Origin of the sequence: Brevundimonas pondensis (assembly GCF_017487345.1) — a bacterium.
In the GTDB taxonomy this organism is placed as follows: Bacteria; Pseudomonadota; Alphaproteobacteria; order Caulobacterales; family Caulobacteraceae; genus Brevundimonas; species Brevundimonas pondensis.
In genome coordinates this window covers 22,983-37,097 of sequence record NZ_CP062006.1, presented here as the reverse complement: position 1 = coordinate 37,097, position 14,115 = coordinate 22,983, and the positions used below count along the sequence as shown (strand labels likewise).

At 70.4% G+C, this 14,115-nt stretch carries 9 protein-coding genes; 7 read left to right on the top strand and 2 right to left on the bottom strand.

Annotated features, from left to right (window positions below; genetic code table 11):
• Positions 1–72: 72 nt before the first annotated feature.
• Together IFE19_RS00150 and IFE19_RS00145 are read right to left on the bottom strand one after the other, a co-directional pair.
• Positions 73–2,178, bottom strand: coding sequence for a S9 family peptidase (locus IFE19_RS00150; protein WP_207824611.1), 2,106 nt, complete (start codon positions 2,176–2,178; stop codon positions 73–75).
• 71 nt (positions 2,179–2,249) lie between these two features.
• Entirely contained in the window at positions 2,250–4,448 is a 2,199-nt protein-coding gene (locus tag IFE19_RS00145) for a dipeptidyl-peptidase 5 (protein ID WP_225910330.1), read from the bottom strand.
• On the opposite strand from IFE19_RS00145, the gene IFE19_RS00140 reads away from it, so the two are divergent.
• Genes IFE19_RS00140 through addA form a run of 7 tightly spaced genes read left to right on the top strand, consistent with a single transcriptional unit; the run spans position 4,447 to position 14,057 of the window.
• On the top strand, positions 4,447–5,286 hold the full coding sequence (locus IFE19_RS00140; protein ID WP_207824609.1) for a GNAT family N-acetyltransferase: 840 nt from the start codon (positions 4,447–4,449) through the stop codon (positions 5,284–5,286). The two genes, IFE19_RS00145 and IFE19_RS00140, sit on opposite strands and share 2 nt — an antisense overlap.
• On the top strand, positions 5,283–5,744 hold the full coding sequence (tsaE, locus tag IFE19_RS00135; RefSeq protein WP_207824600.1) for a tRNA (adenosine(37)-N6)-threonylcarbamoyltransferase complex ATPase subunit type 1 TsaE: 462 nt from the start codon (positions 5,283–5,285) through the stop codon (positions 5,742–5,744). Before IFE19_RS00140 ends, tsaE begins: the two co-directional genes overlap by 4 nt.
• Positions 5,737–6,825 (top strand): N-acetylmuramate/N-acetylglucosamine kinase AmgK, encoded by a 1,089-nt coding sequence (gene amgK, locus IFE19_RS00130; RefSeq protein ID WP_207824591.1) that lies wholly within the window; start codon positions 5,737–5,739, stop codon positions 6,823–6,825. The genes tsaE and amgK overlap by 8 nt, the downstream gene beginning before the upstream one ends.
• Positions 6,822–7,535 carry an N-acetylmuramate alpha-1-phosphate uridylyltransferase MurU gene (murU, locus tag IFE19_RS00125; RefSeq protein WP_225910329.1) on the top strand — a complete coding sequence of 238 codons (714 nt, stop codon included), beginning with the start codon at positions 6,822–6,824 and terminating at the stop codon, positions 7,533–7,535. The genes amgK and murU overlap by 4 nt, the downstream gene beginning before the upstream one ends.
• Positions 7,535–7,861: a hypothetical protein gene (locus IFE19_RS17955; RefSeq protein ID WP_318780461.1), complete on the top strand. Its 327-nt coding sequence runs from the start codon at positions 7,535–7,537 to the stop codon at positions 7,859–7,861. Before murU ends, IFE19_RS17955 begins: the two co-directional genes overlap by 1 nt.
• Positions 7,862–7,884: 23 nt before the next feature.
• Positions 7,885–10,614: a double-strand break repair protein AddB gene (gene addB, locus IFE19_RS00120; RefSeq protein ID WP_318780460.1), complete on the top strand. Its 2,730-nt coding sequence runs from the start codon at positions 7,885–7,887 to the stop codon at positions 10,612–10,614.
• Entirely contained in the window at positions 10,611–14,057 is a 3,447-nt protein-coding gene (gene addA, locus IFE19_RS00115) for a double-strand break repair helicase AddA (RefSeq protein WP_225910328.1), read from the top strand. The genes addB and addA overlap by 4 nt, the downstream gene beginning before the upstream one ends.
• Positions 14,058–14,115 lie beyond the last annotated feature (58 nt).

Here is a 14,115-nt window from a genome sequence, read left to right as displayed (position 1 = left end):
AGGCCGCTTCCAGAACGACAAAAGGCGCGGCCAGTGATGGCCGCGCCCTTCTTCATGGTCGGATGTCCGGCCCTACTTGGCCAGATACTTGTCCAGCCAGCCGAAGACCTCGTTGTGCCATTGCAGGCTGTTGGCCGGCTTCAGCACCCAGTGGTTCTCGTTGGGGAAGAAGACCAGTCGGCTGTCGATGCCGCGCCGTTGCAGGGCGGTGTAGGTCGACAGGCCCTGGGCCGTCGGGATGCGGTAGTCGAGGTCGCCCTGAACCACCAGCATAGGCGTCTTCCAGTTCTGGACGTGGTTGGCCGGGTTGAACTTCTGATAGCCCTCCGGGTTTTCCCACGGCGTGCCGCCGTATTCCCACTCGGTGAACCACAGCTCCTCGGTCGAATAGCCCATGCCGAAGGTGTCGAAGACGCCGTCATGGTTGACCAGGCACTTGAAGGCGTCCGACCAGTTGCCGGCGATCCAGTTGATCATGTAGCCGCCGTAGGAGGCGCCCAGCGCACAGGCGTTGTTTCCGTCCAGGAAGCCGTACTTCTGCTGCGCGAAGGCCCAACCCTTCTGCAGATCTTCCAGCGGGCGGTCGCCCCAGTGCTGGCTGATGGCGTCGGTGAACTCCTGACCGTAGCCGGTCGAGCCGTGGAAATCGATCATCACCACCGCATAGCCCGCGCCGGCATAAGTCTCGGGGTTCCAGCGATAGGACCAGCCGTTGCCGAACGAACCCTGCGGCCCGCCGTGGATCAGGAAGGCGACCGGGTATTTCTGGCCCTCGACATAGTTGGCCGGCTTGATGACGAAGCCGTGCACCGTCTCGTCGTTCCAGCCAGGGAAGCTGAACTGCTCGAACTGGCCGAAGGCCTTGTTGGCCAGCTGCGGGTTCACATTGGTCAGGCGACGCGGCATTTCGCGACCGCGCCAGGTCTTGAAATAAAGGTCGGCGGGCGAGGTCAGGGTGTCGACCGACATGACGAAGCCCGAGGGCGTCTGCTGGAAAGCGCCGACATGGCCTTCGCCCGTCAGCGGCAGGACCGAGCCGTTGCGCGTGTCGATGGCGAACAGGCGGGTCTGACCCACGTCGCCGGCCGTGGTGTAAAGGGTCTTGCCGTCCGCCGACCATTGCAGGGTGTCGGCCGAACGATCCCAGTTGGCCGCGATCTGGCGCGTCTGGCCGGTGGCCACGTCACGCAGGAAGATCGCAAACTTGTCGGCCTCGAATCCGGGGCGGGCCATGGCGCGATAGGCCAGGGTCTGGCCGTCCGGCGAGAAGACCGGGCCGGTATCCCAGGCGGGGTTGGCCTCGGTCAGGTTGGTCAGTTGACCGGGCGCCGAGACGGCGACGCTGTAGAGGTCGAAGTTGGTGCTCCACGGCTCGCTCTTGCCGGCTTCGCGCGCCGAGAAGACCAGCGACCGGCCGTCGGGGGCGAAGACGAACTCGCTCTCGTCGCCGAACGGCTTGGAGGGGGTGTCGCCGTCAAAGCCCTTGGTGACCCAGACCGGATCGCCGCCCGCCTTGCCGTCTGCGCCGATGGTCTGGACGAAGAGGTGGTTCTGGGTGTGGTCGCTCCAGGTGTCCCAGTGGCGCACGAACATGCGGTCATAGACCTGCCCCGTCGACTTGACCTCGGCGGCGGCCTTGGCGCGCTCGACCGAGGCGTTCAGGTCGGGCGCTTCCGGATAGACGGCCAGAGACACGGCCACCGCGTCGCCCGCGCCATTGATGCGGTAGGCGTTGACGTCGGTCGGCAGGCTGGTGACCTGCGTCGCCGTCGCGCCCTTGTCGGCAGAGACCCAGACCTGGCTCGAGCCCGAACGACCCGACAGGAAGTAGAGCTTGCCGTCGGCGCCCCAGCGCGCGGTGTTGGCGCCGCCCTCGGAAATCGCCAGCTTCTGCGCCTCGCCCTCGCCCTTCAGGCTCAGAATGTAGAGGGCGCTGGAACGGCGGTTGGCCGCCACGTCCGTCTGGGTCAGGGCATAGACCACCCAGTCGCCGTCCGGCGACACCTGAGGATCGCCCAGACGGTTGGCCGAAATCATGTCCTGGTAGGTGAAGGCGTTGGACGCCGCAGGCGCGGTCGCAGCGGCCGGCGCGGGCGCCTCGGCCAGGGCCGGCAGGGCCGAGGCCGTCAGCAGGGCGACGGCGCTCAGGCCAGACAGAAGATGGGGCAGACGGCGCATGGGCGCTCCTCAAGCGGATTTCGATCTGCCCGCAGGCCTATACCCCCATGCGCCGCCCGCAAAGTCCCGTTTTAGTCCTGCCCCTCCGCCGTCCAGCGCCCGGTCCAGTCCAGGATCTCCTGCTGCCAGTCGACCCAGGTCCGGGGCTTCAGCACCCAGTGGTTCTCGTCCGGGACGTGAACGAAGCGGCTGGGGATGCCTTCACGTTGCAGGGCCGAGAAGGTGGCCAGGCCCTGCTCCATCGGCACGCGGAAATCCTTGGACCCGTGCAGCACCAGCATGGGCTTCTTCCAATCCGCGACATAGGTCTCGGGGTTGAAGGCGTCGTAGAGGTCCTTGCGCGTCCAGCTGGGGCCGCCGAACTCGTGAATGAAGTTGCCGATGTCCATGGCGTTCATCAGCTGCGGCACATCGAACACCCCGGCATGATTGACCAGGCAGCGCCACGGCCCGTTCCACTTGCCCGCGATGGTGTTGACCATATAGCCGCCGTAGGAGGCGCCGAGCGCGCAGGCCCGGTCGCCGTCGATCCACGGATTGGCGGCCAGAGCGGCGCCCCAGCCCTTCTGCAGGTCTTCCAGCGGGCGGTCGCCCCAGTGGTCGTTGATGGCGTCGGTGAAGGCCTGGCCATAGCCCGGCGAGCCGTGAAAATTGACCATGACCACCGCATAGCCCGCCGCCGTATAGACCTGCGGGTTCCAGCGCCAGGACCAGCTCTCGGTCCAGGGCGACTTGGGCCCGCCGTGGATCAGATAGACGGCCGGATACTTGCGCCCCTCGACATAGCTTGCGGGCTTGAACACCCAGCCGTGCGTCGTCTCATCGTTCCAGCCGGCAAAAGCCAGGGCTTCGCCTTCCGACAGGTCCAGCCGCGCCGTCAGCTCGGCGTTGTGCTGCGTCGCCTGACGCGGCTCGGCGCCGTTCCTCGACACAAAGACCTGGGTCGGAGCGGTGAAGCCGTCGTGAGCATAGGCCAGCACCCCCGCCGCCTCGTCAAAGGCGTTGACGGCGCCGTCGCCGGTCAGGGCCTTCACGACGCCGGTGCGGGCGTCGATCTCGAACAGGCGGTTCTGGCCGACATCCGAGGCGGTGACGTACAGCGCCCGGCCGTCCGAACGCCAGGTCAGGCCAGCCGGCCCGCGATCCCAGTTCGTCAGTTGTCGCGCATTGGCCCCGCTGGCGTCGGCGATCATGACCACGGCCTGATCGCCGCCGACGTTCTCGCGCGGCGAAGCCAGCCAGGCCAGGCGACGGCCGTCGGGCGAAAAGGCCGGATTGCCGTCAGCGCCCCGGTTGCCCTCGGTCAGATTGACCGGCGCGCCGCCGTCCAGCGACACGCGGTACAGGTCGCTGTTGTTGGTGAAGGGCTCGCCCGCGCCCTGCTTCTGGGTGCTGTAGATCAGGGTCTTGCCGTCGCGCGACAGGGTGAAGTCGCCGTCGCCCGCCGCCACGTCGGCGTCCAGTCCCGGCATCAGGTCCCGCGCCTCGCCGCCCGCCAGACCCGAGCCGTTCAGCGGCTGGCTGAACAGGTGGGTACGGCGCCCGTCGGCCCAGTGGTCGAACACGCGCAGCGGCAGACGGTCATAGGCCTGCAGCCCGCTCTTGGCGCGCTCGGCCAGTCGATCCTTGACGCAGGTCAGGGTGGCGCAGTCAGTGAAGACCGAGACGCCCAGGATCAGCGAGCGGCCGTCCTCGGCGATACGGAAGCCCGAGACGTCGATGGGCAAGGTTGTCACCTGGGCCGCCGCCATGCCCTCGCGATCGGCGCGCCAGACCTGATTCGATCCCCCGCGTGACGACATGAAATAGATGGCCTGCCCGTCCGGCGCCCAGCGCGCGCCCGCGACGCCGCCCTCGGAAATCGCCAGCTTGCGCGGCGGCGTCGCGCCGTCGGCCTCGGCCAGCCACAGGGCGTTGACGCCCTTGTTGCCGTCCCAGTCGGTGGTGCGCACGGCGTAGAGAATGCGGCGACCGTCAGGCGAGACGCGCGGATCGCTGACCCGCTCCATCATCGCCAGCTCCTTGACCCCCAGCCCGACGCGGGCGGCCGGCGCCTCGGCGGCGGGCGTCGCAGCGGTCTGCGCCATATCGCTCAGGGCCAGGGCGGGCGAGGCCGCCGTCATCAGAGCCCCGAAAGCGGCGGCCAGCATCCAGCGTGATTGCATCGTCAAACCCATCCCTGAAACAGCGTCGCTGGATTGATAGGCCGTCGAATCCCCAGCGCCAAGTCGCTTGCCGCCGTCGCCCGGAGCGGCGACAAGCGGGATCATGAGTCCCGCCTCGCCCCACATCGTCGACGTGCTGATCGCCGAGCGCGCGCCGCGCCTGACGCGCTCAGGCGCCTGGCCGCTGGTCCGTCCCGCCCTCTACGGCCTGCTGGACTACGCCAAGGCCCGGCGCATGGCCGACGCCATCGCCCCGATGGGCGGGCGTCAGGCGCTGGACTATGTCTCAGATCTGCTGGAGTTGACGGTCGAGACGCAGAACCTGAACCGTCTGCCCGCCACGGGCCGCTGCCTCGTCATCTGCAACCACCCGACCGGCATCGCCGACGGCCTGGCCGTCCACGACGCCCTGCGCACCGTGCGCGACGACCTGATCTATTTCGCCAACGCCGATGCGCTTCGCGTCTCGCCCCGCCTGTCCGAAACCGTGGTCCCGGTCGAATGGGTCACCGCCAAACGCACCCGCGAAAAGACCCGCGCCACGCTTCAGTCCGCCAAGGACGCCTTCGAGGCCGAGCGCTGCGTCGTCATGTTCCCCGCCGGGCGGCTGGCCCGGGTCGATGAACAGGGCCGCCTGACCGATCCCGAATGGGCCACCACGGCGGCGTCTCTGGCGCGCAAGTATGAAGCCCCGGTCATCCCGATCCACGTCGCCGGGCCGACCAGCCGCCTGTTCCACCTGTTCGACCGCTTCTCCCAGGAACTGCGCGACATCACCCTCTTCCACGAACTGCTGAACAAGCAGGGCCGTGAATTCGACCTCAGCGTCGGCCTGCCCATCCCTCCCGAGGCGCTGGACGCGGACGCCGCCCGCGCCACCGAGGCGCTGAAGACCTTTGTCGAACGCGTCCTCGCGACCGACCCCGACGCGGTGTTCGCATGACGACCTTCCAACTGACCGACGCCGACGCCACCACCCGTCTGGGCCAGGCCATCGCCCCCCTGCTGGAACCGGGCGAATCCGTTCTGCTCTACGGCCCGCTCGGCATGGGCAAGTCGACCCTGGCGCGCGGCCTGATCCGCGCCCTGACCTCGCCCGACGAGGACGTGCCCAGCCCGACCTTCACCCTGGTCCAGTTCTACGAGAGCGATCCGCCCGTCGCCCACTTCGACCTCTATCGCCTCAGCCGCCCCGAAGAGGCCTTCGAGATCGGTCTGGACGAGGCCCTGGACGAGGGCTGCGCCCTGATCGAATGGCCCGAACGGCTAGGCGAAGACCCGGGCCATATGCTCGGCCCCGACCGACTGAGCATCACCATCGCCGAGGACGGCGAAGGCCGCCTTGCGACCGTGTCTGGCGCAGGGGCGTGGGAAGCGAAACTGAAGGAAGTCCATGTCTGACCGCGAAGCCCTCCGTCTCGATTTTCTGCGCTCGGCCGGTCTGGCCGGGGCCGTCCGCGCGCCCCTGCCCGGCGACGCCTCGACGCGCCGCTACGAGCGGCTGACCACGGTCTCGGGCGCCAGCCTGATGCTGATGGATCAGGCTCCCGCCGCCGAGAGCCAGATCTGCGATCCGTCGTGGACGCCGGAAGAACGCCACGCCCATGGCTGGAACGCCGTCGCCCGCCTGTCGGCCGGCCGCATCGAAGCCTTCGCCGCCGTCGCCGCTCACCTGAAATCGCTGGGCCTGTCGGCGCCCGAGATCGTCGCCGTCGACGCGCCGAACGGCCTGGCCGTGATCGAGGACTTCGGCGACGCCCTGTTCGCCAAGGTGATCGCTGAAGGCGCCGAGGAGGTTCCTCTCTACCGCGCCGCCGTCGAGGCCCTGACCGTCCTGCACGCCGCCCCGACGCCGGATATCCTGACCGGCGCTGCGGGCGACTGGCCCCTGCTGACCTATGACCAGACGGCGCTGCAGGGCGGGGCCGACCTCTTCGTCGAATGGCTGCCGAAACTGATCCCTTCGCTGGCCTTCAATGACGACGCCGTCGCCGAATGGCGCGCCGTCTGGGCGCCGATCACGGCGGCGGGCGAGGCGGGCGCCAGCGTCATGGCCCACCGCGACTATCACGCCGAGAACCTGATCCGGCTGGACGGCAAGACCGGCGCCGCCTCGGTCGGTCTGATCGACTTCCAGGACGCGGTGAAGGCCCACCCGTCGTGGGACCTCCACTCCCTGCTGCAGGACGCCCGCCGCGACGTCTCGCCCGCGCTGGAAATCCTGGCGCTGGACCACTATTTCGCTCTGCGGCCCGAGACCGACCGCGAAGCCTTCATGGCGTCCTACAAGGGTCTGGCGGCGCTGAACGAGGCGCGCATCCTCGGCATCTTCGCCCGCCTGATCGCCCGCGACGCCAAGCCGAAATACGCCGCCTTCATGCCCCGCATGTGGGCGCACCTGAACGCCAACCTGAAGGCGCCGGGCCTCGAAGCCGTCGCCGGCTGGATGGACCGCCACGTGCCGGAGGATGTGCGCCGATGACCGCCCCCACCACAGCCATGGTCCTCGCCGCCGGGCTCGGCACGCGGATGCGGCCCCTGACCAATGACCGGCCCAAGGCTCTGGTCGAGGTCGGCGGCCGCGCCCTGATCGACCACGTGCTCGACCGGCTGGCCGAGGCGGGCGTGGAAAAGGCCGTGGTCAACGTCCACTGGTTCGCCAACCGGCTGGAAAGCCATCTGGCCGCCCGCACCCGTCCCGCCGTCGTCATCTCGGACGAGCGCGCCGAACTGCTGGAGACCGGCGGCGGCTTGAAGAAGGCCCGCCCCCTGCTCGGCGACGATCCCGTCTTCGTCGCCAATATCGACAGCGTCTGGATCGACCGGGGCAACGCCCTCGCGGACCTCATCCGCCTGTGGGACCCGGAACGCATGGACGCCGCCCTGCTGCTGGCCCGGCGCGAAGGCTCCATCGGCTTCGAGGGCGGCGGCGACTTCTTCCTCAGCGACGACGGCCGACTGACCTTCCGGGGCGAGGCCGCCAGCGCCCCCTTCGCCTACATGGGCGTCCACATCACCCGCCCCGACTATGCCGACCACGGTCCCGACGGCCCCTTCTCGCTCAGCCCCCTGTGGCGCGCGTCGGCTGCCGAAGGCCGCCTATTCGGCTGCGTGCTGGACGGCGACTGGATGCACGTCGGCGACCCGCAGGCGCGCGACGAGGCCGAAGCCCGACTGAAGGCCGAAGCCTGATGTCCACGGGCGGCCGCTTCGATCCGTTCGCCGGGTCCGGCCCGCGCTGGCGCGCCGTGCCCGCTTGGCGGCCCTTCCTCGAAGACCTCGCGGCGGGCGTGCTCGACTGGCTGGGCGATCAGACGCCCGAGACCCTGACCGACGCCACCATCCTGTTGCCCAACCGCCGCGCCGCCCGCGCCTTCTCGTCGGCGCTGGGCAAGCTGGCCGGCGACCGCCCTGTCCTGCTGCCTCAGGTGCGCCCGCTCGGCGATCTGGAGGAGGACGAACCGCCCTTCGCCCCCGGCGAACTGGGTCTGGACCTGCCCCCGCCATCCCCGCCCTGACCCGCCGTTTCGAGATGGCGCGGATGATCGCCGAGGAATTCGAGCCGGGGATGAAGCCCCTGCGCGCCCTCGAAATGGCCGACGCCCTGGGCGGCTTCCTCGATTCCTGCCAGCTGGAAGAGGTCCCCGACCTGTCGCGCATCGCTGGACTGGCCGAACAGGATCTCGCCGCCCACTGGCAGGACAGCGCCCGCTTCCTCGGCCTCGCCGTCGAGGCCTGGCCCAAGCGGCTGGAGGCCCTGGGTCTGGTCGATCCCGCTTGGCGCCGCGCGACCCTGCTGCGCCGTCTGGCCGAGGCCTGGGACGCCCGCCCGCCGTCGCAGCCGGTCATCGCCGCCGGCTCCACCGGCACCGTCCCCGCCGCCGCCGACGTTCTGGCCGCCGTGGCCCGCGCGCCGCAGGGCGTGGTGGTCCTGCCCGGCCTCGATCTCGATCTGGCCGACGGGGTCTGGGACCGCATCGACGACCAGCACCCGCAGGCGGCGCTGAAGGCCCTGCTGGCCCGCGCCGAGGTCTCGCGCGATCAGGTCAGGCCCTGGTTCAAGCCGGCCGTCGAGCCCCGCATCGAGGCGCGCGGTCTGGCCCGCCAACGCCTGATCAACGAGGCCCTGCGCCCCGCCGAGGCCACCGACGACTGGCGCGCCGAAATCGCCCGCCTGCGCGCCGACGCCGCCGAGGCGGGTCAGGCCGCCGACCCCATCAAGGAGGGCTTGAAGGGCCTGTCGGCGCTGTCCGTCCGCGCCGAGGAGGAGGCCGCGACGGCCATCGCCCTGCTGATGCGCGAGACGCTGGAACGGCCCGGCGAAACCTGCGCCCTCGTCACCCCTGACCTCGACCTGTCGCGCCGCGTCGAGGCCCGACTGGCGCGTTGGGGCGTCGTCCCCGACGCCTCGACCGGCGCCCCCCTATCGCGGATGAGCGCGGGGGTTCTGGTCGACCTCGCCGCCCGCTTCATCGAGACGCCGCTGAAACCGCAGACCCTGCTGGCTCTGATCAAGCACCCGCTGACCCGCCTCGATCTCGACGGCGCGTCTCTGCCTGACGCCGCCTCGGCGCTGGAGGAGCACGCCCTGCGCGGCCCGCGTCCGCGCGACTGGGCAGATGTGCAGAAACGCCTCGACAAGGCCGCCGAACCCAGTCGCGGCGGTCAGCCCCTGCCCGAGTGGAAGGCCGCCCGCCTGTCCGGCGCCCGCGCCCTGGCTGCGCGGCTGGAGACGCTGGCCGCCGAGGCCCTGTCCGTCTTCACGCCGACCGCCGCCCCCGACGCCGCCGCCCGCGCCCTGACCGCCCTGATCGAGGCGCTCGCGGGTCAGAACGCCTGGGCCGGTCCCGACGGCGAGGCCGCCGCCTTGCTACTGTCCGCCCTGATCGACGGCGGCGGGTCGCTGGGCGCCGTCTGCCGCGCCGACTTCGCGGCTCTGGTCGCCGGTCTGCTGGGTGAGGAAACGGTGCGCACCGGCGGCGCCACCCATCCGCGCCTGCGGATTCTGGGCGCCATCGAGGCCCGCCTGACCCGCGCCGACCGCATGATCCTCGCCGGGCTGGAGGAAGGCGTCTGGCCTCGCCCCGCCCCGGTCGATCCCTTCCTGTCGCGACCGATGAGGAAGGCGCTCGGCCTGCCCACGCCCGAGCGGCGTCTGGGCCAGACGGCGCAGGACTTCGTCCAGGCCGCCTGCGCCGACGAGGCCGTCCTGATCCATTGCGAACGACGCGGCGGCCAGCCCGCCGTGCGCTCGCGCTGGCTGTGGCGGCTGGAGATGCTTACGCGCGGCGCGAACGCCGAGAAGACCCCCGTCGCTATCCCCGCGCCGGAGGGTTTGGCCGACTGGACCCGCGCCCTGGACGCCCCGCCGCCCGGCCCCGCCCGCTTCGCCCCGCGTCCCATGCCGCGCCCGCCGGTCGAGCGCCGCCCGCGCAGCCTTGCCGTCACCCGCATCGAGCGCTGGGTGCGCGACCCCTACGCCATTTACGCCCAACGGGTGCTGGGCCTGAACATCATGGACCGCCCCGGCGCCTCGGCCGAGGCGATGGCGCGCGGCAATGCGGTGCACAAGGCCATCGAGCGCATGACCCTGATGTGGCCCCACGTCCTGCCCGACGATTGCGAAGAGCAGATCGAAGCCCTGCTGATCGAGGAGCTGACCGCCCACGGTTTCGAGGAGGCCGCCATGGCCCGCGAGACCCCGCTGACGCGCAACTGCGCCCGCTGGCTGGCCGGGTTCGAGGCCGAGCGCCGGGCGCGCGGCGTCAATCTGCTGATCGAACAGCAGGGGACCATGACGTTTGAGGCCCCCGCCGGCCCCTTCACCATGAAGGCCTACGCCGACCGCATCGAGGTCGGAGCTACAGGCGCCGCCATCATGGACTTCAAGACCGGCGGCGTGCCTTCGGGCAAGCAGGTCAAGGCGGGCTTCGCGCCCCAGCTGACCCTGACCGCCGCCATCCTCGCCGACGGCGGCTTCAAGGATACCAATGGTCCCATCCCCGCCGACGAACTGACCTATGTCCGCGTCGTCGGCCGCAAGAAGGCGGGCGAGGTCGCGGTGCGCGCCTCCGGTCCCGAAGCCGCCGCCCTCGGCGAAGCGGCGCTGGAGGGGCTGAAGAAACGGGTGGCCCGCTTCGATCACCCCGACACCCCCTATGTCTCCTGGGCTGCGCCCCAGTTCATGGGCAATTACGGCGGCAACTACGACCATCTGGCCCGCGTCTGGGAATGGCACGTCGTCGGCGCCGAGGAAGGCGACAGCGAATGAACATCGCCACTCCGCAGATGCGCCCGGACCCGCAGATCCGCGCCGCAGATCCGGCCCTGTCGGTCTTCGTCACAGCCAACGCCGGCTCGGGCAAGACCACCACCCTGGTCAGCCGCGTGGCCCGCCTGCTGCTGGGCGGGGCCGGGGCCTCGGCCATCCTCTGCGTCACCTACACCAAGGCCGCCGCCGCCGAGATGCAGGCCCGCCTGTTCGAGACCCTGGGCAAGTGGGCGGTCATGGACGACGCCGCCCTGTCCGCCGAACTGGCGAAACTGGACGCCAGCGATCCCGCGTCCCTCAACCCCGCCCGCCTGTCCGAGGCGCGGCGCCTGTTCGCCCGCGCGCTGGAGACGCCGGGCGGGCTGAAGATCCAGACCATCCACGCCTTCTGCGAAAAGCTGCTGCGTCGCTTCCCCATCGAGGCGGGCGTCTCGCCGCGCTTCACCGTGCTGGAGAACGAAGCCGCCATCGCCCTCAGCCACGCCGCGCGCGAAGAACTGGCCCGCGCCGCGCTGAAGGACCCCGACGGTCCCGTGGGCCAAGCCTACAGCCATTTCGCCGTCGAACTGGACTGGGGCCGCTTCGAGAGCCTGCTGGCCATGATCGAGGCCCGGCGCGCCGACCTGACCGACTATGTCGCCCGCGTCGGCGACGGTTCGGTCCCCGGCCCCCATGTGCTGACCGGCGCCGATCCCGAACAGACGCCCGACGACATTGAAGCCGACTTCATCCGCTGGCTGGACCGGGGCGAGGTCCGCCGCATGGCCGGGCTGATGGCGACCGGCGGCAAGACCGACAAGGACCGCGCCGCCGAGCTGATCCACGCCCTCGACCACGAGTGGAGCTTCCACGGCCTCGGCGTCGTCTTCCTGACCGGCACGGGATCGCCGCGCAAGTCGATGGCCACCAAGCAGGCCCCGCCCGACGCGGGCGGCTGGCTCAGCGATTTGCAGGACAAGTATCTGGCCACCCTGGACGTGGTGCGCGCCGCCAAGGTCGCCGCCGACACGGTCAAACTTCTGACCCTGGCCCGTTACCACGCGGCTTACTACGAGGGGGCCAAGGCCGAGCGCGGGGCGCTGGACTTCTCCGATCTGGTGGCCAGGACCGTCGACCTGCTGACGCAACGCTCGACCGCCGCCTGGGTGCTGTACAAGCTGGACGGCGGCATCGACCACGTCCTGATCGACGAGGCCCAGGACACGGCGCCCGAGCAGTGGGCCATCATGCGCGCCCTGACCGGCGAGTTCTTCTCAGGCGAAAAAACCGACCGCACCGTCTTCGCCGTGGGCGACGAGAAGCAGTCGATCTACTCTTTCCAGGGCGCCCGACCCGAGCGCCTGCGGCAGGAAGCCCAGGTCTATGACGCCCTGATCCGGGCCTCGGGCTCCGCCTTCGAGGGCGTGCCGCTGGAGACCTCCTATCGCTCGACCGAGGACGTCCTCGCCTTCGTCGATCACGCCTTCGCCGATCCCGAGCGGACCCGCGCCCTGGTCGGCGAGGCGGGCGACATTCCCCGCCACCTGCCCGCCCGCGTCGGCCAGCGCGGCAGCGTCGACCTCTGGCCCCTGTTCATGGACGAAGCCCCGCCCGAGCGCGACGCCTGGGACGACCCGGTCGACCAAGAAAGCGTCGCCGGCGCCCGCAAGCGCATGGCCGCCGCCCTGGCCCAGGAGATCAAGCGACAGGTCGAAACCGGCGCGACCGTCTATGACCGCAATACCCGCCAGCCGCGCGCCAGCGGCTATGGCGACTTCCTCATTCTGGTGCGCCGTCGCGACGCGACGTTTGAAGAGATCATCCGCGCCCTAAAGACGGCGGGTGTGCCCGTCGCGGGCGCCGACCGGCTGAAACTGTCCAGCCACATCGTCTTTGACGACCTGAAGGCCCTGGCCCGGTTCGCCCTCTTCCCGGGCGACGACCTGTCGCTGGCTGAGGTGCTGCGCAGCCCCTTCTGCGACGTGGACGAGACCTCGCTCTATGACCTGGCCGGGCGCGAGAAACGTCAGGGCCTGTGGCGCGAACTGAAGACCCGCGCCGACGAACGCCCCGAATGGCGCCGCGCGCTGGACCTGTGCCTGAGCGCCCGCGCGGCACGCGACGGCGACCCCTTCGTCTTCTTCTCGACCCTGCTGAACCGGGTGGACGACACGGGCGTCTCGGGCCGCGCCCGCGTGCTGACCCGTCTGGGGCGCGAGGCGGAAGAAGCCATCGACGAGACCCTCAATCAGGTGCTGGCCGCCGAGAACCGGGGCGGGGTCGATCTGGAGACCTGCCTGGCCCTGCTGGAAGCCGCCGACGTCGAGGTGAAGCGCGAGCTGGAAGGTCCGCGCGGCGAAGTTCGCGTCATGACCGTCCACGGCGCCAAGGGGCTGGAGGCGCCCGTCGTCATCCTGCCCGACACCACGATGAAGGCGAAGGCGCAGGGGCCGACCCTGATGCCCGTCGCCACCGAAGACGGCGAGGCCTGGCTGATGTGCCCCGGTTCCTCAAAAGAAGACTGCGCCGCCTCGAAGGCCGCCCGCGACGCCCGCGAAGCTCGCGTCAGCGACGAGTCCCTGCGCCTGCTCTACGTCGCCCTGACCCGCGCGCGGGACCGGGTCATCGTCATGGGCCGCGGCTCCAAACGCTCGCCCGAGCCCGGCGACTGGTGGTCGGTCATCGAGGAGACCTTCAACCGTCTCGGCGACGAGGTCCGCACCCTGGACAGCAACGTCCGCCGCTACGGCGTCGATCTGGACGTCCTGCCCGCCGTCACCGCCAGCGCCGAGACCCGGCCCGTGGCCCCCGACTGGACGCGCAGCATCCCCGCCCGCGACGCCGCCGCCCGCTTCGCCTCGCCGTCGCAGATGCAGGAACAGAAGCGCATCCCGGCCCCGTCGCCCTTGGCGCGCGGCGAAGGCCCAAATTCGGGAGTGGGCGCGGGTCTGGGCCGCTTCCGGCGCGGCGACCTGATCCACCGCCTGCTGGAACGCCTGCCCGACATCGCCCCTCCCGACCGGCCCGACGCCGCCGTGCGGATGCTGGCGCGCGAACGCGACCTGTCCGACGAGCAGCGCGCCGAGATGATCGGCGCCGCCTTCGCCGTGCTGGACGACGCGCGCTTCAATCCCGTCTTCGGCGAGGGATCCCGCGCCGAGGTGGCCCTGACCGGGTCCTCGCCCGACCTGCCCTCCGGCGTCTCCATCTCGGGCCGCATCGACCGGCTGGTGGTCACGCCCGAACGGGTGCTGGTGGTGGACTTCAAGTCCAACCGCCCGGCCCCGGATCGCGTCGAGGACGCCGACCCGGGCTATGTCCTGCAGATGGCGGTCTATACGGCGGTGCTACGTCGCCTCTATCCCGACCGGGCGGTCGAGGCGGCCCTGGTCTGGACCGATGGACCCAAGCTGATGGCCGTGCCGCAGGGCCTGATGGACGAGGCGCTTTCAAATGCGCGTTGATTTGTGCGGGATTCGCACCCACATCTGCCGGGAACGCTGAACCGATCCTCAGCGCGCC

Excerpts from the sequence above, each read along its gene's own strand:
- IFE19_RS00150 (WP_207824611.1), bottom strand. The coding sequence starts at position 2,178 with ATGCGCCGTCTGCCCCATCTTCTGTCTGGCCTGAGCGCCGTCGCCCTG.
- IFE19_RS00140 (WP_207824609.1), top strand. The coding sequence starts at position 4,447 with ATGAGTCCCGCCTCGCCCCACATCGTCGACGTGCTGATCGCCGAGCGC.
- IFE19_RS00145 (WP_225910330.1), bottom strand. The coding sequence starts at position 4,448 with ATGATCCCGCTTGTCGCCGCTCCGGGCGACGGCGGCAAGCGACTTGGC.
- tsaE (WP_207824600.1), top strand. The coding sequence starts at position 5,283 with ATGACGACCTTCCAACTGACCGACGCCGACGCCACCACCCGTCTGGGC.
- amgK (WP_207824591.1), top strand. The coding sequence starts at position 5,737 with ATGTCTGACCGCGAAGCCCTCCGTCTCGATTTTCTGCGCTCGGCCGGT.
- murU (WP_225910329.1), top strand. The coding sequence starts at position 6,822 with ATGACCGCCCCCACCACAGCCATGGTCCTCGCCGCCGGGCTCGGCACG.
- IFE19_RS17955 (WP_318780461.1), top strand. The coding sequence starts at position 7,535 with ATGTCCACGGGCGGCCGCTTCGATCCGTTCGCCGGGTCCGGCCCGCGC.
- addB (WP_318780460.1), top strand. The coding sequence starts at position 7,885 with ATGATCGCCGAGGAATTCGAGCCGGGGATGAAGCCCCTGCGCGCCCTC.
- addA (WP_225910328.1), top strand. The coding sequence starts at position 10,611 with ATGAACATCGCCACTCCGCAGATGCGCCCGGACCCGCAGATCCGCGCC.